This is a genomic window from Agarivorans sp. MS3-6 (genome assembly GCF_054112545.1).
This window is the reverse complement of the sequence record NZ_CM134202.1, coordinates 3,108,307-3,131,256: the sequence shown is the minus strand read 5'-3', so window position 1 is coordinate 3,131,256 and position 22,950 is coordinate 3,108,307. Positions and strand designations below refer to the sequence as shown.

Annotated in this window: 21 protein-coding genes and 1 other RNA gene; 3 read left to right on the top strand and 19 right to left on the bottom strand. The window is 46.7% G+C overall.

The window, feature by feature from the left end; all coding sequences use genetic code 11:
• Positions 1 to 28: 28 nt before the first annotated feature.
• The gene (locus ACVFI8_RS14375; RefSeq protein WP_457871708.1) at positions 29 to 952 is read right to left on the bottom strand and encodes a M23 family metallopeptidase; all 924 of its coding nucleotides are present in this window, start codon (positions 950 to 952) and stop codon (positions 29 to 31) included.
• A gap of 18 nt (positions 953 to 970) precedes the next feature.
• Here ACVFI8_RS14375 and ACVFI8_RS14370 point away from each other — a divergent pair, with 18 nt between their 5' ends.
• On the top strand, positions 971 to 1,426 hold the full coding sequence (locus tag ACVFI8_RS14370) for a DUF721 domain-containing protein (protein WP_457871707.1): 456 nt from the start codon (positions 971 to 973) through the stop codon (positions 1,424 to 1,426).
• Between the two features lie 21 nt (positions 1,427 to 1,447).
• Here the strand turns inward: ACVFI8_RS14370 and lpxC are convergent, their stop codons facing one another.
• From lpxC to rsmI, 18 genes are all read right to left on the bottom strand, one after another.
• Complete coding sequence (gene lpxC / locus ACVFI8_RS14365) at positions 1,448 to 2,365, bottom strand: UDP-3-O-acyl-N-acetylglucosamine deacetylase (RefSeq protein WP_248712885.1); 918 nt, start codon at positions 2,363 to 2,365, stop codon at positions 1,448 to 1,450.
• Between the two features lie 109 nt (positions 2,366 to 2,474).
• A complete protein-coding gene (gene ftsZ / locus ACVFI8_RS14360) occupies positions 2,475 to 3,623 on the bottom strand; it encodes a cell division protein FtsZ (RefSeq protein WP_248712886.1) in 1,149 nt (382 codons plus the stop codon).
• A 38-nt stretch (positions 3,624 to 3,661) separates the two neighbouring features.
• Positions 3,662 to 4,918, bottom strand: coding sequence for a cell division protein FtsA (ftsA, locus tag ACVFI8_RS14355; RefSeq protein WP_248712887.1), 1,257 nt, complete (start codon positions 4,916 to 4,918; stop codon positions 3,662 to 3,664).
• Positions 4,899 to 5,654 carry a cell division protein FtsQ/DivIB gene (locus ACVFI8_RS14350; protein WP_457871706.1) on the bottom strand — a complete coding sequence of 252 codons (756 nt, stop codon included), beginning with the start codon at positions 5,652 to 5,654 and terminating at the stop codon, positions 4,899 to 4,901. The genes ftsA and ACVFI8_RS14350 overlap by 20 nt, the downstream gene beginning before the upstream one ends.
• A 2-nt stretch (positions 5,655 to 5,656) precedes the next feature.
• Positions 5,657 to 6,580 carry a D-alanine--D-alanine ligase gene (locus ACVFI8_RS14345; RefSeq protein WP_457871705.1) on the bottom strand — a complete coding sequence of 308 codons (924 nt, stop codon included), beginning with the start codon at positions 6,578 to 6,580 and terminating at the stop codon, positions 5,657 to 5,659.
• A complete protein-coding gene (gene murC / locus ACVFI8_RS14340; protein ID WP_457871704.1) occupies positions 6,580 to 8,034 on the bottom strand; it encodes a UDP-N-acetylmuramate--L-alanine ligase in 1,455 nt (484 codons plus the stop codon). Before murC ends, ACVFI8_RS14345 begins: the two co-directional genes overlap by 1 nt.
• Positions 8,035 to 9,132 (bottom strand): undecaprenyldiphospho-muramoylpentapeptide beta-N-acetylglucosaminyltransferase, encoded by a 1,098-nt coding sequence (gene murG, locus ACVFI8_RS14335; RefSeq protein ID WP_457871703.1) that lies wholly within the window; start codon positions 9,130 to 9,132, stop codon positions 8,035 to 8,037.
• Positions 9,125 to 10,330: a cell division protein FtsW gene (ftsW, locus tag ACVFI8_RS14330; protein ID WP_256469283.1), complete on the bottom strand. Its 1,206-nt coding sequence runs from the start codon at positions 10,328 to 10,330 to the stop codon at positions 9,125 to 9,127. Before ftsW ends, murG begins: the two co-directional genes overlap by 8 nt.
• Positions 10,327 to 11,631, bottom strand: a complete 1,305-nt coding sequence (gene murD / locus ACVFI8_RS14325) for a UDP-N-acetylmuramoyl-L-alanine--D-glutamate ligase (protein ID WP_457871702.1) — start codon at positions 11,629 to 11,631, stop codon at positions 10,327 to 10,329. Before murD ends, ftsW begins: the two co-directional genes overlap by 4 nt.
• A 21-nt stretch (positions 11,632 to 11,652) precedes the next feature.
• Positions 11,653 to 12,735 carry a phospho-N-acetylmuramoyl-pentapeptide-transferase gene (gene mraY / locus ACVFI8_RS14320; protein ID WP_248712892.1) on the bottom strand — a complete coding sequence of 361 codons (1,083 nt, stop codon included), beginning with the start codon at positions 12,733 to 12,735 and terminating at the stop codon, positions 11,653 to 11,655.
• Entirely contained in the window at positions 12,729 to 14,108 is a 1,380-nt protein-coding gene (locus ACVFI8_RS14315; RefSeq protein ID WP_457871701.1) for a UDP-N-acetylmuramoyl-tripeptide--D-alanyl-D-alanine ligase, read from the bottom strand. The genes mraY and ACVFI8_RS14315 overlap by 7 nt, the downstream gene beginning before the upstream one ends.
• Positions 14,105 to 15,577 carry a UDP-N-acetylmuramoyl-L-alanyl-D-glutamate--2,6-diaminopimelate ligase gene (gene murE, locus ACVFI8_RS14310; protein ID WP_248712894.1) on the bottom strand — a complete coding sequence of 491 codons (1,473 nt, stop codon included), beginning with the start codon at positions 15,575 to 15,577 and terminating at the stop codon, positions 14,105 to 14,107. The genes ACVFI8_RS14315 and murE overlap by 4 nt, the downstream gene beginning before the upstream one ends.
• Positions 15,567 to 17,297: a penicillin-binding transpeptidase domain-containing protein gene (locus ACVFI8_RS14305; RefSeq protein WP_457871700.1), complete on the bottom strand. Its 1,731-nt coding sequence runs from the start codon at positions 17,295 to 17,297 to the stop codon at positions 15,567 to 15,569. The genes murE and ACVFI8_RS14305 overlap by 11 nt, the downstream gene beginning before the upstream one ends.
• The gene (ftsL, locus tag ACVFI8_RS14300) at positions 17,294 to 17,614 is read right to left on the bottom strand and encodes a cell division protein FtsL (RefSeq protein WP_248712896.1); all 321 of its coding nucleotides are present in this window, start codon (positions 17,612 to 17,614) and stop codon (positions 17,294 to 17,296) included. The genes ACVFI8_RS14305 and ftsL overlap by 4 nt, the downstream gene beginning before the upstream one ends.
• Positions 17,614 to 18,549: a 16S rRNA (cytosine(1402)-N(4))-methyltransferase RsmH gene (gene rsmH, locus ACVFI8_RS14295; RefSeq protein WP_248712897.1), complete on the bottom strand. Its 936-nt coding sequence runs from the start codon at positions 18,547 to 18,549 to the stop codon at positions 17,614 to 17,616. Before rsmH ends, ftsL begins: the two co-directional genes overlap by 1 nt.
• A gap of 1 nt (position 18,550) precedes the next feature.
• Positions 18,551 to 19,006, bottom strand: coding sequence for a division/cell wall cluster transcriptional repressor MraZ (mraZ, locus tag ACVFI8_RS14290; RefSeq protein ID WP_248712898.1), 456 nt, complete (start codon positions 19,004 to 19,006; stop codon positions 18,551 to 18,553).
• Between the two features lie 345 nt (positions 19,007 to 19,351).
• Positions 19,352 to 19,735, bottom strand: an RNA gene (rnpB, locus tag ACVFI8_RS14285) — RNase P RNA component class A.
• Positions 19,736 to 19,785: 50 nt separating this feature from the next.
• Positions 19,786 to 20,625 (bottom strand): 16S rRNA (cytidine(1402)-2'-O)-methyltransferase, encoded by an 840-nt coding sequence (gene rsmI, locus ACVFI8_RS14280; RefSeq protein ID WP_457871699.1) that lies wholly within the window; start codon positions 20,623 to 20,625, stop codon positions 19,786 to 19,788.
• Positions 20,626 to 20,764: 139 nt separating this feature from the next.
• Between rsmI and ACVFI8_RS14275 the strand changes: the two genes are divergently transcribed.
• Positions 20,765 to 22,609 carry a penicillin-binding protein activator gene (locus ACVFI8_RS14275; protein WP_248712900.1) on the top strand — a complete coding sequence of 615 codons (1,845 nt, stop codon included), beginning with the start codon at positions 20,765 to 20,767 and terminating at the stop codon, positions 22,607 to 22,609.
• Positions 22,602 to 22,949, top strand: coding sequence for a YraN family protein (locus ACVFI8_RS14270; RefSeq protein WP_457871698.1), 348 nt, complete (start codon positions 22,602 to 22,604; stop codon positions 22,947 to 22,949). Before ACVFI8_RS14275 ends, ACVFI8_RS14270 begins: the two co-directional genes overlap by 8 nt.
• Position 22,950: the final 1 nt, after the last annotated feature.

Sequence of the window (22,950 nt, the reverse complement as noted above, 5' to 3'; positions counted from 1 at the left end):
TACTTTTGCTAAGACGAAATCCAATTTTCTAGGTCTTGGTTTTGCGATAAATAAATTTACTTGGGTTAAGAGCTTGTCCATTTTTGAGAACTTCAAAATGGACATGAGACCCCGTAGAGCGGCCAGTGCTGCCCATGAGTGCAATCTCATCCCCTTTATTTATCACATCACCTTCTTTTACTAATACATCTTTAGCATGCGCGTAGCGGGTTACCATCCCGTTACCATGCTCAATTTCGACGAGGTTACCGTAACCAAAGCGACTGCCTGCCCACACCACCACGCCTGCTCCTACGGAGCGAATTTTTGTACCTTCTTTACCTGCTATATCTACGCCTTTATGACGGGCCTTTCTTTTAGTGAAAGGGTCGACTCGCGTACCAAATGGCGAAGATATCCAAATTCCTGGGCCTTTAGCTGGCCAACCAGAAATAAAGCTGTTAGTTACTAGATGGTGACTCTGTTGCCAAGATTCAAGCAGGGCCAGAGACTTTTTCTTCGAATCCACTTGTCGCTCAAGTTGCGACAAGTCATAGAATACACTGCTATTGGCGTGATTTGAGTTATCAATATCTAACATTGGCCCACCAATCGGTGGCGTAGCAGAAAAGTCAAACTCAGCGGCTAAGTCGGTATCTTCAATCAGACGGGCACCCAAAGCGTTTAAGCGGGTCATTTCCACTTGCATTTGGCCAACCCGCACTGCCAGTTGGCTGTATTGGTGACGCAGTGATTGCTCAAACTGGGCTAGTTTCGGCTCTGCCTGCGAACGCTCTAACTGACTTAACAAGCCAATTTGTTGTCGAGCCAAATTTTGATATTGCTGAACGCCCCACAAGCCAATGCTACAGATCAGTGCGACCACGAGAAAACCCAGCCAAAATAAGCGCAATGGATTTAAACGAACAGTTCTGGTCTCACCTTTATGGGCGTATACTAAACTTAATTTCATAGATAAATGCTAATTATAATGTCCAAACGGCAACACCAACCGATTTCGATAGAGCGGATATTTCTGCAAAAGCAGTTTGCTCAAATCGAACAACCGCTGCAGCAACGTTTGCAGTTGCAACAGTTAGGTAACGATATTTTGTCACGTTACAAACTACAGCAATGCCGTATCGTCAATATGCGCCAAGGAGTTGCTATTGTTGAGGCCCCAAGTGCAGCCTGGTTAACCAGATTAAAGCAGTTCAGATTTGAACTACTGTCTGAGTTGCGTAAAGCCATACCAAGCGTTGTCAGTTTGGAGCTAAAAATCAATCCCGAATTGAAGAGCATTAAACCAGAAGCAGAAGTAAAAAGCACTGGAAAACGCCAGCTAAGCACCCAAGCAGCTAAACATATCACAGAATTAGCAAAACACGTACCTGATGAACTACGGGAAAAGTTGGAAAAATTAGCGGCGCTGAGCGGAGAGAGTTAGCCAGCGCCGACCAAAATTTTACTAGAAGCTGTAAACCGGTTGTTGGAATGCAGCTGGAGCTTCGGCTTTGTCTTCAAATGTGACAATTTCCCAAGCATGTTGCTGTTCAAGCAAAGCACGAACCAAATTATTATTTAGTGCATGTCCTGACTTGTGAGCGCGTAGGTGTCCAAGAATAGGCAAACCTGCCATATATAAATCACCGACGGCGTCTAACAACTTGTGTTTTACAAACTCGTCGTCATAACGAAGGCCATCTTCGTTAAGAATGCGATAGTCGTCTAACACAATAGCATTTTCCAATCCGCCACCTAATGCTAGGTTTTTAGATTGCAAATACTCAATATCGCGCATGAAACCAAAGGTTCTGGCACGACTAATATCTTTTACAAACTTATCGGCAGAAAACAACATTGAAATTTCTTGATTGCGACCTTCCATTGCTGGGTGGTCAAAATCAATAGAGAAGTCAATTTTAAAGCCTTCACTATTTGGTAATAGTTCAGCCCACTTGTCTTCATGTTCAACACGAATCGCTTGCTTGATACGGATAAATTTCTTAGCGGCAGATTGCTCAGCAATACCGGCCGATTGTAATAAGAATATAAATGGGCTTGAGCTACCATCCATCACCGGTAGTTCTGGCGCATCAACATCGATAATTACATTATCCAAACCTAAGGCTGAAAGCGCAGCCATTAAATGTTCTACCGTTGAAATACGGTTGCCCGCATCATCGATAAGACAAGTACAAAGCATGGTGTCGCGCACGAGCTCGGCTTTGGCTGGGATCGTTACAACTGGATCCAAATCAGTACGGTTAAACAAGATACCGGTGTTCGCTGGAGCAGGACGCAATACTATTGTGACCTTGTGCCCAGAGTGCAAACCGATCCCTGTTGCCTGTACAGATTTTTCAAGAGTCCGTTGTTTAAGCATAAAAATTCCTCTGCTCTACGACCAATTAAACGTTAATGGTCTGACATGTTACCACAAGTTTGAGGTAAGTCACAAACTTTTGACCAAAACTTCACCAACCGCCAACAGATTAATCTGCTTGGCGACGCAGAAATGCTGGGATGTCTAAATAATCGCCATCACCGCCGATACTGCGAGGCTCAGCATTTACTACCGCTGCAGGCTCATCCATCATTGGAGCTGAATCTGCTGGCATAGTACGCGCTACGGGCTCAGCATTAACTGCTGCCTGCGGCTTAACAATTGAAATATCAGGACGACGTTCAGCACCAATACCGGTGGCGACGACCGTTACCCGCAACTCATCGCTCATTTCTGGGTCAATAACGGCACCAACAACGACAGTTGCGTTCTCAGAGGCGAAACCTTTAACCGCATTACCTACCGTTTCAAACTCTTCAATACTCATGTCGAAACCAGCAGTAATGTTAACCAAAATACCGCGAGCCCCCGCTAAATCAACATCTTCAAGCAATGGGCTTGAAATCGCTAACTCGGCCGCTTCTTCAGCGCGGTCTTCACCAGAGGCGATACCGGTTCCCATCATCGCGGTGCCCATCTCGCGCATAACCGTGCGAACATCGGCGAAATCCACGTTAATTAAACCTGGACGAGTAATTAGCTCGGCAATACCTTGTACCGCACCCAGTAATACATTATTGGCAGCTTTAAATGCATCGAGTAAAGATACGCCACGGCCTAATACTTTTAGCAATTTGTCGTTCGGGATGGTGATCAATGAATCAACATCTTTACTCAGTTGCTCAATACCTTGTTGGGCATAGCTAGTACGCTTTTTGCCTTCAAATCCAAACGGCTTAGTGACTACCGCTACGGTAAGAATACCCAGCTCTTTAGCCACTTCGGCAACCACTGGCGCTGCACCCGTACCGGTACCGCCACCCATACCAGCAGCAATAAACACCATATCGGCACCTTGCAACTGGCTCATGATCGCATCACGATCTTCCATAGCAGCTTCGCGCCCTACTTCTGGGTTTGCGCCAGCACCTAGCCCTTTGGTGATGGCCCCACCAATTTGCAAAGTATTGTCAGCCCCAGAATTACGTAGTGCCTGCGCATCCGTATTGATGGTGATGAACTCTACACCTTCAATTGATTGGGCAACCATGTGCTCAACGGCATTACCACCGCCGCCACCAACACCCACAACTTTAATTACCGCTTCATCGGTATGACTATCCATAATCTCAAACATAGTTCTCTCTCCGCTTTATTTTTGCCAATTAGCAAAAACTAAAATTCACCTTTAAACCAACTGTGCAATCGCTTCGCAATATTGCCAACGCTACTGATGTTTTTCACTTCAATTGGTTTTTCAGTCTGATTTTCCATTCCGTAATGCAACAAACCTACTGCTGTAGAGTAAGTAGGTGCTTGTACGTATTCTGTTAGGCCAGCAACATTGTTGGCAGAACCAACCCGTACCTGACACTGTAAAATTTTCTCGGCGCATTCTACTACACCTTCAATTTGAGCGGCACCACCGGTTAACACTACACCAGCGCCTAGTTGTAATTTTGTGCCCTGCGCCTGCAGATCGTCGGCCAGCTCATCGAGTTTGCTTTTGATCATACCAAACAGCTCGGTATAACGCGGCTCAATCACCTCGGCCAGAGTCTGTCTTTGCAAGCTACGTGAAGGTCTTCCCCCCACACTAGGTACTTCAATCGTATCGTCGCGACTGACCATACTGCCTAACGCGCAGCCGTAGCGAACTTTTACCGCTTCGGCATCGTTTAGCGGTGTGCCAAATACGGTGGCAATATCGCGAGTCACTGAGGTGCCCGCAAAAGGAACCACCGAGGTGTGGCGTAAAGCACCACTGGTGTAAACGGCGATATCCATGGTGCCAGAACCAATATCAACCACACATACACCGAGCTCTTTTTCATCTTCTGTAAGCACCGCGTAACTGGAAGCCAAGGCTGAAAAAATGAGCTGATCGACTTTCAAATCACAGCGTTCAACACACTTAACAATGTTTTTCACCATATCGTTATGGCAAGCAATCAGATGTACTTTGGCTTCCATTCGCACCCCCGATAAACCAATTGGGTTTTTAATTCCCTCTTGAAAATCGATGGCAAACTCTTGTGGCAGTACATGCAAAATACGGTGCTCGTCAGGCAGTTTGACCGACTTAGCCGTATGAATAGCATTATCCACATCGTCTTGGGTGACTTCTTCGTCGCTGATTGGCACCATGCCTTTTTCGTTCAAGCAGCGAATATGGCGGCCAGAAACACCAAGGTAGACAGAGCTAATTTTACAATCCGCCATTAACTCAGCTTCTTGCAAGGCACGCTGAACCGTCTTAACGACTGAGTCAAGGTCGTTTACGCCACCTTTGTCCATGCCTTTTGCCGGATGACTGCCCACACCGATAATGCTCATCTCATTGCTAGGCAGTACCTCACCGATTAACGCGGTGATTTTAGCGCTGCCAATATCGAGGCCAACTATCAGTTTTCTATCCGTTACTTTGGTCATTTATCGCCAAGCCTTCCTGTTTCTTCCATCCCACTGCAAAACCCGTGTCATACCGTAAATCCACATAAGCCACAGCCTCTGGTTTTAGCTGTGGGTAAACTGAGACAAAGCGCGCAATACGATTGAGCTTATCTTCTTTGCCTAACTGCAATACTATTCCGTTTGCCAAACTAACTTGCCAAGCATGCCGTTCATTTAGCGCTAAGCTGGCAATGCTTAAACCATCACTCTGCAACACTTGCTGTAGCTGTTTAAAAGTGGCTAATACCACTGCCGCCTGTTCGTCTGGCCCACTTAAATTGACCAACACCTCACTGACTCTTTGCTGAGGCGCATCAAAGATATGCCCTTGCTGATTCAATAAGGCCGCATTATTCCAACGAGCGACCACTTGTTGCTCTTGCAAGTTTACCGACAACTTATCCGGCCATTGCTTGCGGACTGTTACATGTTCTACCCAAGGTAACTGCTCTAACTCAGCTTTGACTTTAGAAACGTCAAGGCTAAAGAAATTCCCCGCTTCTGGTAAACCTGCCAGCGCTTGTTGCAACTCTTGGTCCAACACAAACTCACGCTTGCCCGATACCAATAAACGATTCATCGGGCTGAGCTGTTTATCACTGATACTCAGGTAAACTGAATGCAGCCCCCAACTTAAAGCCAATAGCACCAGCACAAAAAAGGCGACTCCAGCCCAGTAGGCTAATGTCTGCTTTTGCAGTGGAGTCATGTCCATAATTAATGGGCCAAATCTAAAATACTGACCACTAACTGGTCGAAACTCATGCCTGCTTGTTTAGCGGCCATTGGCACTAGGCTTTTTTCGGTCATGCCTGGCGATGTGTTCACTTCAAGCAAGTACCAGTTGCCTTGTTGGTCGGCCATAAAATCAACCCGCCCCCAGCCTTCACAGTCTGCCGCTTTAAATGCCTTCATCGCAATATCAGCCAACTGCTGTTCGGCTGCATCACTTAAACCACTGGGGCAAAAATACTCTGTCGAAGAGCTTTGATACTTGGCGTTATAATCGTAAAAAGTATGCGGCGTTCTCATTCTAATAGACGGTAATACCCGCTCACCAACGATTGCCACCGTATATTCCGCGCCGCTAATCCATTGTTCAATAAGCACTCGAGAGTCATACTCAAACGCATTAGTGATGGCTTCCTCTAACTCTTCTGCGGTATCCGCTTTGGCCATGCCGATACTTGAGCCTTCTAGGGCCGGCTTAACAATCACGCTACCAGATAACTCAGCCAAAATATCGGCAGCCTCACCGGCCCGGTAATGACCTTTCTCGACCACTTTGTAAGACGCTGTTGGCAAACCCATATTTTGCCAGATTTGCTTACAGCGTATTTTGTCCATGGCTAAGGCTGAACCTAATACTCGGCTGCCGGTATAGGGCAAAGCTAAATACTCTAAGGCCCCTTGTAAGGTGCCGTCTTCTCCGCCTCTGCCGTGCAGAGCAATAAATACATGGCTATATTTTCTTTGTTTTAAGAGGTTTAAATCAAAGCCTTTAGTATCAATCCCTTGGGCATTGATACCCGCGCGAAGCAAGCCAGATAACACGGCATTACCGGATTTTAGCGATACCTCGCGTTCGGCAGAATCACCACCGAATAATACTGCGACTTTGTTAACCACTAAGCTAGCCATTAAGACTTACTACCTCTAAGTTGTTCAATTTGTAATTGCATTGCACCCAACTGGCGAGCTAACACGCCAATATTTCCTGCACCTTGAGTAAGCACGACGTCACCATCTTGAATCACATCGGCTAATAAGCCACTCAATTCACTGGGTTGTTTAACATAGATAGGCTCTAAACCACGCTGGCGAAGACTACGACATAAAGCGCGGCTATCGGCACCGGCTATTGGGTCTTCTCCGGCTGAATACACCTCTAGCAGCAATAGGCTGTCAACTTGCGCCAATACATCAACAAAGTCTTCGTACAGGTCGCGAGTACGGGTATAACGATGTGGCTGAAAAGCCATGACCAAGCGGCGCTCTGGCCAAGCAGCGCGGGCCGCTTTTAAGGTAGCGAGAACTTCAGTAGGGTGATGACCATAATCGTCGACCAGTAGTGCATTACCATTACCGGTGGCAAATTCGCCATATTGTTGAAAACGACGCCCAATTCCTGCGAAGCTATTTAGCGCTTCAACTATCGCGGCATCTTCAATGCCATCTTCAGTGGCCACAGCAATAGCCGCCGCAGCATTAAGCGCGTTATGCTCACCCGGCATGTTTAAGGTAATCGCCAGTTCTGCTCGGCCTTCTCTTAATACGCTGAATGAACAACGGTCACCATTTTGTGCGAACTGTTGTATTTGCACATCGGCGCTGTCAGAGAATCCGTAGGTAATAATTTGGCGGCCAATTTGTGGCAGTAAAGTTTGTACACCTTGGTCATCGATACACATCACCGCGACACCATAAAATGGCAGGTTATGTAAAAATTCAATGAAGGTTGCATGTAATTGGGCTTCGTCGCCACCATAGGTTTCCATATGGTCGGGTTCAACGTTGGTAACGACTGCAACCATAGGCTGAAGGTGCAAAAATGAGGCATCACTTTCATCGGCTTCAGCAATCAAATAGCGGCTTTTACCTAGGCGAGCATTGGTACCGGCACTATTTAGTAGGCCACCAATAACAAAAGTAGGATCGCGCTCGGCCTGAGCATAAATACTGGCGATTAAACTGGTGGTGGTAGTTTTACCGTGCGTACCAGCAACCGCAACACCATGCCGATAACGCATTAACTCAGCCAACATTTCAGCACGGCGAACCACCGGAATACGTGCAGCTCTAGCCGCTTGCACTTCTGGGTTGTCCTCGCGAATGGCGGTAGAAACCACCACCACGTTAGCGCCGTCTATATTGCTAGCGTCATGTGAGAAAAACACTTCGGCGCCCACCGCTTGCAAGCGCTCTGTCATTGCACTTTCTGCTTGGTCGGAACCTGAAATCTGATAGCCTTCATTAGCCAACACTTCTGCTATACCGCCCATACCGGCACCACCGATCCCTACGAAATGAATACGTTTCACTTTTCGCATCTCTGGGATCATGGTTCGTAACTTGGCTAACTCAACTTTACTCATCTAACTATTACTCTTATTTAACGCTTGGCATACTGCAGCCACTTTTTCAGTTGCATCTACAGTAGCCTGCTGTCGCGCATTGCGAGCACAGGCTAAACGCAATGCAGGATCGGCAAATTCATTAAGTAGGCTCGCAATATTTTGCGCTGAAAATTCACTCTGTTTTAATAATCGAGCAGCATCGGCTGCCACCAAAAATTGGGCGTTTTTTGTCTGATGATCGTCAACCGCATAAGGTAAGGGCACAAAAATAGCCGGAATACCTGCCGCAGCGACTTCAGAGACAGTTAGCGCACCAGCGCGACAGAGTATCACATCAGCCCACTGATAAGCTGCAGCCATATCATCAATAAACTCTACTATCTTGGGCTGTTCGCTCAAACTTTCAGCAAGTGACGCTGCCGCATAGGCATCAATGGCACTTTGCTGCTTATCTTTGCCCGCTTGATGCCAAATATTGAGGTTTAATCCGCTTTGTTTTATACCGGCTGCCAGCTGTTGATTAAACACCTGAGCGCCCAAACTTCCGCCAATCACTAACAGTCTGAAATCACGCTGTTCACTGAGCGTTTTTAGCGGTAGGGCTAACACGGTTTCACGCACTGGATTGCCAACCACTTGCGCTTTGGCAGAACACGGCAAGGCGCCAGGAAATGCCATCAAACTCCGCGAGGCAATTTTTGCTAACATTCTATTGGTTAAGCCAGCGGCGGCATTTTGTTCGTGCAATACCAAAGGCTTGCGCATCAACCAAGCAGCAATCCCACCAGGGCCACTGGCAAAACCGCCCATGCCTAACACCACATCAGGTTGATAACGCTTAATTACACGGATCGCTTGGCGCACCGCATTCAACAATTTGAAAGGTGCCGCCAATTTACGGCGTAAACCATTGCCGCGTACCCCTTGAATACTAATGAAATCGATGGGGTAGCCGTGTTTGGGCACTAACTGGGCTTCCATTCTCTCGGCGGTGCCTAACCAAGAAATATCCCAGCCCTGCAGCTTAAGATAATCGGCCACCGCTAAGCCAGGAAATACGTGCCCACCAGTACCGCCTGCCATGACTAATAATTTTGCTTTATCTTGCTTAACCATGGGCTTCCCTCGTGTAGGCTTGGCATTTCGCCAATCGAAGTTCATGATCAATTCGCAACAACATGGCAATGGCTATCGACATTGCCAATAAACTCGAGCCGCCATAACTAATTAGCGGAAGCGTTAACCCTTTGGTGGGCATTAAGCCGGATGCGGCCCCCACATTCACCATCGTTTGAAAACTAAACCAAATGCCGATACCACAAGCTAAATAGCCAGCAAATGCTTGCTCGGCCAACAAGGCTTTTTGGCCAATTTTCATCGCTCTAATCACCAGTAAAATCAGCAGAAGCAATACGCCGCAGACGCCAATAAAGCCAAGCTCCTCGGCTAATACCGCCACCACAAAGTCGGTATGTGCCTCAGGCAAGTATTCCAATTTTTGTATAGAATTACCGAGCCCTTCTCCTAGCCAATCGCCTCGGCCAAACGCCATTAACGACTGGGTTAATTGGTAACCGCTACCAAAGGGGTCTTGCCAAGGGTCTAGGAATGAAGATACGCGGCGCATTCGGTAAGGTTCTGCGATAATCAAGGTCACTACCGCCACAATGCCGGTAAACATTAAGCCAAAGAATTGAATGAGCTTCGCGCCCGCTAAAAACAGCATGCCTACTGTGGTAACAAACATCACGATGACGCTGCCTAAATCGGGCTGTGCTAATAGCAATACCGCCAGCATGAAAAACACCACTAAAGGCTTTAAAAAGCCTTTTAGGTTTTCACGAACTTGTTCATGCCGCCGAACTAAATAACCGGCAAGATAGGTAAACAAGGCCAACTTAGAGAATTCTGCTGGCTGAATATTGATTGGGCCTAGGCCTATCCAGCGACTACTGCCATTAATATTACGCCCCACCAGCAAGACTAAGACTAAGGCCAAGCCCGCCAATAAAAGTAATTTTGCGTTATGCGATTGCCACCATGACATCGGAATTTGAACCACCGCAGCCATGGTGCACAAACATAACAACAAGTAGATACCATGGCGTTTAGTAAAACGAAATGGGTCATCACTTAAGGCAATGCCTTCAGGGATAGATGCTGAAGACACCATCACCAAGCCTACTACCATCAAGCTTAACGCTAGCCACAGTAACTGTCGGTCAAACAGTAAAGGTTCTTTGACATCTTTAGCCTCTGGATTCACGAGGGCAAGTAGATGAGTGAACCATAGTGGTTTAGCCATTATTTTCATAGCGCCTCCACCAACTGACAAAAATGCTGCCCACGAGCTTCAAAGTTACGGTACATATCTAAGCTAGCGCAAGCGGGTGACAGCAACACCGTATCTCCGCTTTTAGCCTGTTGCTTACACCAAGCAAGCGCTTGTTCAAGGTTGTCGACCAACAGAGTATTGGCCGCAATATCTTTAAAGCGTTGTTTGTCTTTACCAAAGGCCACCACGCCAGCGACAGCTGCCAGCGGCCCTGCTAACTCGCTTAAATCGCCATCTTTACTGTCACCGCCTACAATCAACCATAACTGCTGCCGAGCTTGAACTAGGCCTATAAGCGCGGCAATGGTAGCCCCTACGTTGGTCGCTTTAGAATCGTTAATCCAACTAATGCCTCGCTTACGCGAGACCAGTTGGCAACGATGCGCTAAACCAACAAATTGTTTGATAGCGATTAAGCAGGCCTCAAGTGCAATGCCCGCTGCGTCTGCTAGCGCTAAGGCTGCCAAAATGTTTGCATAGTTGTGCGTACCCACTAAAGGAAGCTCTTCGGTAGCAAGTAACACTCGCTCGCCCTTCATCAATTGCTGCTGATTATCACTTAGGCTGTAATCTCCCGCAGAGGTCAACGAGAAGCTGATGACTTGCTTGGCATTAACATGAGGTTGCGAGTCGGCATCATCCAAATTGACAATGGCGGTTGTAGCGTGCTGGTATATTTTCTGTTTAGCGGCGATGTAGTCTGCTAAACCTTGATAGCGATCCATATGGTCTTCGCTAATATTTAGCACCGTTGCTGCACAAGCTGCGAGAGAATCCGTCGTTTCCAGTTGAAAGCTGGATAACTCGAGGACATACAGTTGTACATCTTCAGCCAATAAATCGAGTACGGGTACCCCAATATTACCGCCAACCGCCACGTTAATGCCGGCTTGCTTGGCCATGTCTCCCACTAAACTGGTGACGGTGCTTTTACCATTAGAACCGGTAATCGCGACTATCGGAGCCAGCGCATAGTGACAAAATAACTCTACGTCACCAATCAACGATACGCCGGCCTCGGCAAGTTTTTGCAATACAGGGTGAGCCAGCGCTACCCCTGGACTAACAATCACCACATCACAGTCGAGTAATTGAAGTAAAGGCAGCTCACCACAAACCACCGTCAAATTGTCTGCTAGTTGTGTCAAGCCTGGAGGGGAAATACGGGTATCACAAATTAAAGGAGAGACGCCTTGGCTAAGTAAAAAGCGCACACTACTCATCCCGCTGGCTCCAAGACCAACGACTGCGTAACGTTTTTGTTGCTGCAATTTACTCACAATAACAACTCAACCTTCTGTTTACCTTACTTTTAAGGTAGCTAAACCAATCAGTACTAAAATCAAGGAAATGATCCAAAAGCGCACAATAACGCGTGGCTCAGGCCAACCTTTTAATTCGTAGTGATGATGAATCGGCGCCATGCGGAATATTCGTTGCCCGCGCAACTTATACGAGCCCACCTGCAAAATAACCGACACCGTTTCCATCACAAAAACTCCGCCCATAATCACCAACAGTAACTCTTGGCGAACTAATACCGCCACCGCGCCCAGCGCAGCACCTAGAGCCAACGAACCCACATCGCCCATAAAAACTTGTGCAGGGTAAGTATTGAACCAAAGGAAGGCCAAACCTGCGCCCACCATCGCGGTGCACACCACGACCAGCTCAGAGGCCTCTGGAATATAAGGAATAAATAAATAGCTGGAGAAATTAGCATGGCCCGTAAGGTAGGCAATTAACGCAAATGCCGAGGCCACCATCACACTGGGCATAATCGCCAGCCCATCAAGACCATCGGTCAGATTCACTGCATTACTACTGCCAACAATCACTAAGTAGGTTAAGGGGATAAATAACCACCCTAACTGCGGCATAATATCTTTGATGAATGGCAGTACCAATTGCGTCTGTGCGGCAGAATCGGCACTAAAGAATAAATAAGTGGCCACGACTAAGGCTACGACCGATTGCCAAAAGTACTTCCAACGAGCAATTAAGCCTGCTGGATCTTTACGAATCACTTTTCGGTAATCGTCAACAAAACCAATCGCACCATAACTACCGAATACAAATAACATTACCCACACGTAATGATTATCTAATCGAGCCCACAACAAGGTAGACAAAAATACCGAAGCGATGATCAACACACCGCCCATAGTAGGAGTGCCTGATTTACTGAGATGAGACTCAGGCCCATCATTTCTTACGGTTTGACCAATTTGCAACAGTTGTAAACGGCGGATCAATTTCGGCCCCATCCAAAGACCAAACACCAAAGCCGTTAATACGCTAACAATCGCACGAAACGTCAAATACCCAAATAGCGAAAATCCACCAAAGTATTGCTGCAGATATTCCGCTAACCAAACTAACATTCGAAACCCTTCTTAAAATTGTGTTGTAAGTGCTGGACGACTTTTTCCATATGCGTTGAACGAGAACCCTTAACCAATATCAAACATGGCTGTTGGCTGGTTTGTTTTAATGCTTCAGTTAACTGTTCAACAAGCTGCTCATGGGAATCAAAAAACCGCTCTAGTTGCCCTAAATCAGCCAATGCCGATTCAAAAGACGCGCCATAAGAATACAAGCTGATGCCACTGTCAAGCGCTTGCTGCACGACGCTCTTATGAGCTTGCGCAGAATCTTGCCCCATCTCTCCCATTGCACCAGCAACAAGAAAGCGGTGCCCCTCAAAACTGGCTAAAATATCTATGGCAGCCTTAAAGGATGCAGGATTGGCGTTGTAACTATCATCGATAAGGCTTACCTGCTGGCTAAGCGGCTGCAGGTTAACTCTTCCCGGTACATTATCCAATTGAGCGAGGCCGAGCTGAACCTCACTTAAGGTCGCTCCCATCGCCAACGCAAGCGCCGACGCCGCCACCGCATTTTTCACGTTATGTTGACCCGCCATATTGACCTGTACGGTTTGCATACCGTAAGGAGTGTTCAAGGTAAACTGACTACCTTGGACACCCATTGAAACAATATCGCTGGCATAGTAATCGGCCTTACAATCATCTAGCGAAAACAGTTGCACCTTAGCGGGTTTAGCGGCATCCATCAGCGTTTGCTGATAATCACTACCGGCTTCGCAAATAGCTAACTGCTCAGCATTGAGATTTTGAAACAACTCTGATTTAGCTTTTAACACTCCTGCTTGGTCACCAAAACCTTCAATATGGGCCGCCGACACATTATTAATCAGTGCCACTTTAGGTTTAACCAAACTCACCGTATAAGCGATTTCGCCGATATGGTTTGCCCCTAACTCAAGCACCCCTACTTGGTGCTGTTCTGTGGCTCGCAATAGCGATAAGGGGACACCGATGTCATTATTGAAATTACCTTGGGTCGCCAACACATCCTTTGCTTGAGATAAGATGCTACTGCACATTTCTTTGACGGTGGTTTTACCGTTACTACCCGTGATCGCACAACAAGGCAGCTGCAATTTATCTCGTAAATAACTGGCAATGTGCCCGAGGGCGAGCCGGCAATCGGCCACCAACAACTGCGGAACCTGCAAAGCTTGTTTTTGCTCAACGATTAGCGCTAATGCGCCTTGTTGTATTGCCGCTTCAGCAAACTGATGGCCATCAAAGTTTTCACCACTTAGAGCAACAAAAAGACCTTTTGGCATGGCTTTTCGCGAATCAGTATCTACGCTTTGAATTAAACAATCGTTGCCGATTAATTGGGCATTTAACGGCGCCAAAAGCTCAGATAACATGAGTGGGATCATAATGGCTGCCCCACTAAGTCTCGCACCACGACTCGCTCGTCATAATCTAAGCTTTCGGCACCAATTATTTGATAATCTTCATGGCCCTTGCCCGCCACCAAAATAATATCTTTAGCCCCGCAGTGCGTAATAGCGTGGGCAATCGCGTCGGCACGTTGGTGGATGACCGTTACCGCCTCAGGCTTAGAGAAACCTAATAGTATGTCTTCAACGATGCTTAAGGCATTTTCAAAGCGGGGATTGTCATCGGTGACGATAACTCGATCGGCGTGTAACTCAGCGACCTGCGCCATCAGTGGTCGCTTACCTCTGTCACGATCGCCGCCGCAACCAAAGATACAAATAAGCGCTCCTCGGCAATGCTGGCGTAACGCAGACAAGGCTTTATCTAATGCATCGGGGGTATGTGCATAATCTACCACCACCGAACATTTACCGGCGAACAATTCCATGCGCCCTGGTACCGCATTCAGTTTTGGTAATAACTCCACCAACGATGATAACTCGACACCTAGGTGGCTTAGGCAGGCTACTGCACACAAGAGGTTTTCGGCATTAAAGCGGCCTAATAAGGGACTGGTAAATAACACTTTTTCGTGGCTGGCCTCGGGGCTAACAATGTAACCACTGGCACCTTGTTCAGTAAACGCAAGGTCGCCAATTTGCCATTGTGCTCGACTGTCTTCTAATGACAATGCTTCAGCAGTTGGGTAATGTTCTAACAGCTGTTTACCAAAACTATCATCGGCGTTTATGAGTCGGCATTGTAAGCTTGGCCAATCGAACAAGGCCTGTTTTGCTCGCCCGTACTCAGCCATAGTGCCGTGGTAATCGAGATGATCACGACTCAAGTTAGTGAAGATCGCCACCTTAAAGGGCACACTCGCTACCCGTTGCTGCACTAAGCCGTGCGAAGAAATCTCCATCGCAACTAATTGATAACCCTGCTGGTGCATTTCACTTAACTGACGCTGAATAGTTATTGCGTCAGCGGTAGTGTTCTCAGTAGCTTGTAACTCACCCGGTTTTCCGTTGCCTAAGGTGCCCATGACCGAAGCACGCATACCGCTTAAGTTGGCTAAATTGGCAATATAATGGGTGACGGTACTTTTGCCGTTTGTGCCCGTGACCCCAACAATAGTTAAAGGGTTACCAGTGGGAAAGTAAGCCGCTGAGGCTAACTGCGAAAGCTGCTTATTTAGCCGCCAAAAATGAATACATGGTACTTTATTCTGCCAGTCAATATGGCCATGGTGCTTTTCTTCATCTGCATCAAGAATAACGGCGACCGCGCCGTTATCGATGGCTGAATCAATATAATTGCGCCCATCAACTTGATGTCCTTTAACCGCTACAAATATATCGCCGGTGAGCACTTCACGACTATTCAGGGTTAACTCATTAAAACTAAGATCTGGCGCGATAGAAATCGCAAACTTAGCCAATAATGAAGACAAATCAGGTTTCATTGTTGCTGCCTCCCTTGGCTTTAACGACGTGCTGGCTATTGTCATCTGGAGCGACATTGAGGTATTGCAAACCACCGTGCATCACTTTGGAAAAAACAGGGGCAGCAACGTCACCACCATAATAGCGATCGTTTTTCGGCTCGTTGACAAATACAGCGATCGCCAGTTTAGGGTCACTCACAGGGGCAACCCCTGCAAATATAGCAACATAGTCGTCACCATAACCGCCACGAACAGCCTTGCGACTGGTACCAGTTTTACCTGCCACTCTAAAGCCGGGTACCGCGGCCTTTCTTCCGGTACCCCCCTCTTGAATAACCGACTCCATCATTTCTAATACTGCATTTGCTTTAACTTGTTCAAAGACTCGCTCGCCAGGCGAGGCTTGCTGCAATTTAATAATTGAAATGGGCCGAAAAACGCCGCCAGAGCCAATGGTGGCATAGGCTTGAGCCAACTGTAGCGGCGTCACCATTAGGCCGTAGCCAAAAGACAAGGTTGCGAGTTCAAAATCTGACCAACGACGACGTTGCGGCATTTGTCCACCGGACTCACCCACTAAACCTAAGCCAGCATCATTACCAAAACCCACGTTGTAAAAGGTGTCGAGCATACCCTCTACCCCAACCTTCAGAGCAAGTTGGCTAGTGGCAACATTGCTCGATTTTTGAATGACCTTGGTTAAACTGATTTCACCATAGTTACGAGAATCACGGACTCGTCGACCACCAATTTGCATCCAACCGGGGTTAGTATTAATCACACTATTGGTTTTAATATGGTTACCTTCCAAGGCTGCGATCACCGATAAAGGTTTTACCGTCGAGCCCGGTTCGTAACTATCGGTTAATGCGCGATTGCGATAACGGTAGCTTTGAAATTCATTGCGATTGTTGGGGTTAAACGAGGGGCTATTGGCCATTGCTAGCACTTCGCCAGTTTGTATATCCAAAACCACAACGCTGCCAGAGGTCGCTTGCGTATCGGCTACCGCTTTTTTAAGTTCACGGTAAGCCAAAGCTTGAATGCGCTGGTCGATGCTTAGTGCAATATTTTGCGCTTGTTTAGCTTGATGAATCACCGCCAGATCTTCAACCACTCGACCTAAACGGTCTTTGCGAACTTTACGTTTACCCGGCTCGCCAGTGAGCCAGTCGTCGTAACTTCGTTCAATGCCTTCTAAACCATGGTCATCAATATCAGTAAAACCCACCAAGTGAGCACTTACTTCGCCAGCAGGGTAAAAACGACGAGACTCAGGCTTTAAATAAACCCCTTTAATTTTCAACTTCTCAACATAGTTAGCCACCGCTGAACTGACCTGCCGCTGTAAATATACAAAACGCCGCTTAGGGTTGTTAACTCGGCTTTGTAAGCTAATTACATCGGTATCGAGCACTTTGGCTAAGGCCGCCCAAGCCTCTTGGTTTTCAAAGCTATGTTGGTCTGCCACATGTTTAGGATCAGCCCAAATCGCCCGTACCGGTACACTAACAGCTAATTCACTGCCGAAACGATCGGTAATAACACCACGCTCTGCATAACCTGTTTTGGTCCGAATAGAGCGCAAGTCCCCCTCATAAACTAACTTGTCAGGGGCAATCACTTGAATATATGCGGCTCGGCTCACCAACGCGGTGAATATTAAGCAAACAACCGCCATCACCAGCACAAATCGCCAGTGAATGAACAGTCCTTGTTTACTTGCTTTTTTATTCATCGCTCAGTGATTACCACTTGTTCTTCTATTTTTGGTCGATGCATGCCTAAACGTTTCTTAGCAATGCTCTCAATTCGACTATGTTCAGCTAATGCATTTTGCTCAATTAACAGATGTCGCCATTCCACATTCAAGGCGTCACGATTCATCATCAACACTTCTCGTTGCTCAACAAACATTCGAGTATGGTGAGTCGTCCACACCACGCAGAAGGCCGAAACAACAGTGGCAAGTAACAACAGGAAATGCTGCTTATTACGCCAAACATCTTTTAATATTGCCCTTAATAAATTGGGCTGACGGCTAGCTTCGCTCATTACAAGCGACGGGCAACCCGTAACACCGAACTACGCGAGCGCGGGTTTTGTTCAATTTCAGCGGCACTAGGCTTAATCGCCCGGCCAATGCTTTTAAGGAAACGTCCACGAGCTAACTGCTCTTCAGTAAGCGGAAAACCTCTCGGAAACTGTTCACCTTTTTCTTGCTTACGAATGAAGCGTTTAACCATTCGGTCTTCCAAAGAGTGAAAACTAATTACCGCTAAACGCCCATCGGTTGCTAAGCTATTCATTGCCCCTAACAGGGCGATTTCAATTTCATCCAGCTCACTGTTTATATAAATGCGAATGGCTTGAAAGCTGCGTGTCGCCGGATGTTTATGTTTATCTTTAACCGGGCAGGCTTCATCGATAATTTTTGCCAGTTGCAAAGTACTGGTTAACGCTTGCTCTTGACGCGCATTAACAATGCCGTGAGCAATGCGTTTACCAAACTTCTCTTCACCAAAGGTTTTAATCACCCATGCAATATCTTCTTCTGCTGCATGTGTGAGCCACTGCGCGGCAGTTTGCCCTTGCGAGGTATCCATGCGCATATCTAGTGGCCCTTCACGCATGAAGCTAAAACCACGTTCAGCGTCATCGAGCTGAGGAGAGGACACACCTAAATCAAGTAATACCCCGTCAATTTTTTTGCTCAAACCCAACTCGTCGACATACTTTTCAATGCCAGAAAAAGGACCATGCACAATTTGAAAGCGAGGGTCATTAGCAAACTGCTTAGCTGCTTCGATAGCGCGCGGGTCGCGGTCGATGGCAATTAAACGCCCATTCGGACCGAGCTGTTGCAAAATGGCGCGACTGTGCCCCCCTCTTCCAAAGGTACCGTCAACATAAATGCCATCTGCTTTAATGGCTAAACCATCGATACACTCTTGCAGCAGTACCGAGGTATGGGCAAATTCAGTACTCATATTAAAGTGAAAAATCTCTTAAGTTATCGGTCAACATATCAACATTCTCATCTAGGGCTATATCTTCAGCAATTTGTTGCTGCCACTGTTCATCAGACCAAAGCTCAAATTTATTAAGCTGCCCGACCAACATTATTTTTTTCTCTAAACTGGCGTGCTGGCGCAGTGGAGGGGGAATAAGTAAACGACCATTTTTATCCATTTCGCAATCATCGGCATACCCCAACAGCAAACGCTGTAAACGGCGTTCTGCAGGGTTCATGCTAGACAGGCGACGTAATTTACGTTCGATCTCTTCCCATTCAGCTAATGGATAGAGCAGTAAACAACGGTGATTAATATCAATCGTGCATACCAACTGACCTTGGCACTCATCCATTAACCATTCACGATAACGGGTCGGCATGGTTAGCCGTCCTTTCGCATCGAGGTTAATTGAGCTAGCGCCGCGTAACATCAGTATTTATTCCCCTTTTTCCCTAATTGACTCGGTGATGCGAGAGCTAGATCCACTAAGATCCACTTTATCCCACAATTTACTAAGTTTAAGGACGAGTCTCCCCCTTTGCAAGCGACCTTGAGCAAGAAAATGAACAAAATTCCACCAACCCATCTGCCTTACTGGCTAAAGACTTGATATACAAAGCGACAGAGAGCATTTACGGAAAAAATTAATTCAATTTATTAAATTAATTTTTTGAATTATTGGCGGTGTTTCACAGGAATTATTCGCTTTCATCATTATTTCTACTGACAAAAGCAATAAAAAAGCCCCGTATATCACTACGGGGCTTTCAAAAAAGGTGGGAGTTGGCCGATAAGCCGGGTTTTGTCGTGAACAATCATTCGTCTAGGCCATTAATCGCTTAATGGCTCAAGCAGCCTACCCGCCCCCAACGCGGGTCGCGCCTTAAGGGGGCCTATTTGGCCTTGCTCCGGGTGGAGTTTACCTCGCCGCAATCTGTTACCAGTTGCGCGGTGCGCTCTTACCGCACCCTTTCAGCCTTACCTGTGCTCACGAATGAGCCATCGGCGGTCTTCTCTCTGCTGCACTTGTCGTGGGCTCGCGCCCCCCAGGCGTTACCTGGCACCCTACCCTATAGAGCCCGGACTTTCCTCCCCTTCGCCCGTCTGTCACTCTCGAAAGAGCACACAACGACGAAGCAGCGATTGCCTAGCCAACTCCGCGGCGGACTATAGCAAACTATAGGGGCTAAGAATAGCGCTTTGCATGGCTTATTTAGTGTGTTTTAACGCATAGTCATAGAGTGCGTTTTTCTTTAATCCATAAATTTTGGCCGTTAAGGCGGCGGCTTTCTTCAAAGGCAGTTCTTGCTGCAACAATGCCAAGGTATCAAGGGCATCTACCGGTAGTTGGTCACTGCTCATTTGGTGGCCCGCCACCACCAATACGATCTCACCCTTTTGCTGGTTAGGATCCGCTTGTACCCAGCTTAATAGCTCACCCACCGGCAATGATTTAACGGTTTCAAAGGTTTTGGTTAGTTCGCGGGCCATCACGACCTGGCGCTCTTCACCTAAACAAACCGCGATGTCTTTTAAACTATCCACTATACGATGAGGCGATTCATAATAAACAACAGTGCGAGGCTCTTGGCGAAGCTGGTTTAAGCGTTCTTGCCTAGCATTAGTTTTAGCCGGTAAAAACCCCTCATAGAGAAAGCGGTCGGTGGGTAACCCTGCCACTGATAGTGCTGCAATGGCGGCACACGCTCCGGGTAAAGGAATCACCGGGTAACCTTTAGCCCTAAATGCCGAAACTAGATGATAACCGGGGTCATTAATGAGAGGCGTGCCAGCGTCAGAGACCAGTGCAATATCTTGCCCTTCTAACAAACACTGCTCTAACCACGCTATTTTTTGTTGTTCATTGTGATCATGCACAGCTACGCAACGAGTGCCAATGTCGTAATGCGCTAATAAGCGGCCAGTATTGCGCGTATCCTCTGCAGCTATCATGGAAACACTCTTTAGTACCTCCAGTGCACGCAAGGTAATATCAGACAAATTACCAATAGGAGTTGCCACAATATATAGAGTACCGATGGTAGACATAAATAAACCTCTCGTTTAATCGGCCTCTACTTTAATCAAAAGCCTAGGTTCCCTCAATCTTTCAACGCATCGTTTGTGGATTATTTAGCGTTAGACTCTTAATATATGCACTAACAAACAGATACTGGTGGTATTAACCTTGAGATATAACCTAATTTCGGCGCTACGTTACGTCAGTTTCGCAATGATACTATTGTTATCGGCCTGTAGTAGTGAGCCAACTAAACAAGCTATCGTTGCGATTGCCTTGCCCTCGCTAGCCATTGCTCCTGAACACAACGCTGAATTTTATTTGGACCAAGCTAGTATCAGCCCCGTCGAAAACAGTTTCGATTGGGAGCTATTAGCGGCTAAAGCTTATTATCAACAAGGTTTATACCAAGCGGGTGATGCGGTTATTGAGTCTTTACAAGAGCAAGCCACATCAGTGACTCAAAAAGCTGGAGTGAAACTTGTTGAGGCCTACTCTCAGCAAAACCAAGGGCGCTATAACCAAGCTCTTGCCTTGTTAGACTTCGATCCTCTGTGGCCACTACCCGATGACTATTGGCAGGCTTATTACCAAAGCCGCGCTGATATCTATTCTAAACAGAATAATCCGCTCGCTGCGGCAGGGGCTTACATTGAATTAGACCGTTACTTGGTGGATGCAGCTCGAGAAGCTAACCACACCACTATTTGGGAAAAACTTAAACCACTCACCGCATTTACTTTGCGTAGCTTTCAACAGCCTGGCGCGGAGTTACGCAACGGTTGGTTAGAGATCGTTGCTATCAGTAACGAACCAAAGCAATCACCAGAGAAACTTGTCGCCACCTTGCAACAATGGAAAACAGAGTACCCACAGCATCCAGCGCTAGATTATGTTGCCGGTGATCTTGCTAAAGCAATCAGCATTACGCCCTACCAACCCAATAAGGTGGCCGTTTTATTACCGCTAACGGGCAAATATAAAAGCAATGCTTTAGCCATCAAAGATGGCCTTATCGCCGCATTTTTAGATAAGCAAACTCAATTTGAAAGCAACACCGAATTGGTGTTCTATGACACTCAAGCGCAAGCTATGGAGAGCCTCTACCCGCAACTTGTTACTGACCAGATTGACTTTATAGTCGGCCCTTTACTTAAATCTCAGCTAGCCAGCTTGCTGGCACTTTCACCCAGCATGCCGGTATTTGCGCTCAATGATATTCAGTCCTCAGAGCAACAGGGGCAATACTTTTTCCCACTGTCGCCGGAAGATGAAGCTAAACAAGCCGCGCAGTTTATGATTCAACGCGAAGAGACCAACCCGCTAATCATTGCGCCACAAAGCAGCTTAGGCAAACGAATGAGCGAAGCGTTTGTTGAAGAATGGACGATGTACTCGAGTGCACCAGTGGACGTGATTTATTACGCAAACCGTAATGACCTACAACGTGCAGTGAAAAAGCTATTACATACCGACCAAAGCCAGCAACGAATCAACCAATTTAAACAAATTCTTGGCCAAGATTTAGAAGCCGAAGTGCGTTCGCGTAGTGATGCGCAATCTTTATATTTGGTAGGCAGCAACACAGAAACCAAGCTAATCAAAGCCTTTATCGATGTTACCGTTAGCCCGTTTGCCGTTAGCCCTAGATTATATGCTAGCTCTAGAAGCTATGATAAAAACGACAGTACCAGTGAAAACGAACTAGATGGCATGTATATCAGCGAAATGCCATGGATGTTAGAACAACAATCGGTTAATTCAATTCGCTATCAAACTTTATGGCCCAGCTCATCTGATAGGCAAAAACGTCTCTATGCCTTAGGCTATGATGCATATAATTTAATTGACCAGCTAGCCCAAATGAAAGGCTACGCTGAGTATCAATTTCAAGGCTTATCAGGCAACTTGAGTGTTAATCAACAAGGCTTAGTGCTTCGACAACTGACTTGGACAGAATACAAGAATGGTGAATTGGTTCCCCTGGAAATCCAAGCCCAAATTGTTGAGTAGTGGCCAGTTAGCCGAGCAACAAGCGGCGGATTACTTAATTCAACAGGGCCTAGTGCTTATTGAGAGAAATTTTCATTGCCGACGCGGGGAAATAGACCTCATTTTTAAGCAAGGTGATACCTGGGTGTTTGTCGAAGTTAAATATCGTAGCCGCCAAGATTTTGGTGGCGCGCTAGCAGCGGTTGACCAAGCTAAAATTCGTCGTATTTTGTTAAGTGCTCAGCACTATTTACATACCAAGAAATTAAATCAATTTGATACAGCGATACGTTTTGATGTCATCGCCATTAAAGCTAAAGCACCATTTCTTGAGTGGTTTCAAAACGCATTTGGGGAATAGA

Bases quoted from the DNA above. Each gene is read 5' to 3' on its own strand.
- lpxC (WP_248712885.1), bottom strand. From the start codon at position 2,365: ATGCTTAAACAACGGACTCTTGAAAAATCTGTACAGGCAACAGGGATC.
- ACVFI8_RS14305 (WP_457871700.1), bottom strand. From the start codon at position 17,297: ATGAATAAAAAAGCAAGTAAACAAGGACTGTTCATTCACTGGCGATTT.
- ACVFI8_RS14315 (WP_457871701.1), bottom strand. From the start codon at position 14,108: ATGATCCCACTCATGTTATCTGAGCTTTTGGCGCCGTTAAATGCCCAA.
- murC (WP_457871704.1), bottom strand. From the start codon at position 8,034: ATGAGTAAAGTTGAGTTAGCCAAGTTACGAACCATGATCCCAGAGATG.
- ftsZ (WP_248712886.1), bottom strand. From the start codon at position 3,623: ATGTTTGAGATTATGGATAGTCATACCGATGAAGCGGTAATTAAAGTT.
- murE (WP_248712894.1), bottom strand. From the start codon at position 15,577: ATGAAACCTGATTTGTCTTCATTATTGGCTAAGTTTGCGATTTCTATC.
- ACVFI8_RS14375 (WP_457871708.1), bottom strand. From the start codon at position 952: ATGAAATTAAGTTTAGTATACGCCCATAAAGGTGAGACCAGAACTGTT.
- ACVFI8_RS14350 (WP_457871706.1), bottom strand. From the start codon at position 5,654: ATGGACATGACTCCACTGCAAAAGCAGACATTAGCCTACTGGGCTGGA.
- mraY (WP_248712892.1), bottom strand. From the start codon at position 12,735: ATGTTAGTTTGGTTAGCGGAATATCTGCAGCAATACTTTGGTGGATTT.
- rsmI (WP_457871699.1), bottom strand. From the start codon at position 20,625: ATGTCTACCATCGGTACTCTATATATTGTGGCAACTCCTATTGGTAAT.
- mraZ (WP_248712898.1), bottom strand. From the start codon at position 19,006: ATGTTACGCGGCGCTAGCTCAATTAACCTCGATGCGAAAGGACGGCTA.
- ACVFI8_RS14370 (WP_457871707.1), top strand. From the start codon at position 971: ATGTCCAAACGGCAACACCAACCGATTTCGATAGAGCGGATATTTCTG.
- ftsW (WP_256469283.1), bottom strand. From the start codon at position 10,330: ATGAAAATAATGGCTAAACCACTATGGTTCACTCATCTACTTGCCCTC.
- murG (WP_457871703.1), bottom strand. From the start codon at position 9,132: ATGGTTAAGCAAGATAAAGCAAAATTATTAGTCATGGCAGGCGGTACT.
- rsmH (WP_248712897.1), bottom strand. From the start codon at position 18,549: ATGAGTACTGAATTTGCCCATACCTCGGTACTGCTGCAAGAGTGTATC.
- ftsA (WP_248712887.1), bottom strand. From the start codon at position 4,918: ATGACCAAAGTAACGGATAGAAAACTGATAGTTGGCCTCGATATTGGC.
- ftsL (WP_248712896.1), bottom strand. From the start codon at position 17,614: ATGAGCGAAGCTAGCCGTCAGCCCAATTTATTAAGGGCAATATTAAAA.
- ACVFI8_RS14345 (WP_457871705.1), bottom strand. From the start codon at position 6,580: ATGGCTAGCTTAGTGGTTAACAAAGTCGCAGTATTATTCGGTGGTGAT.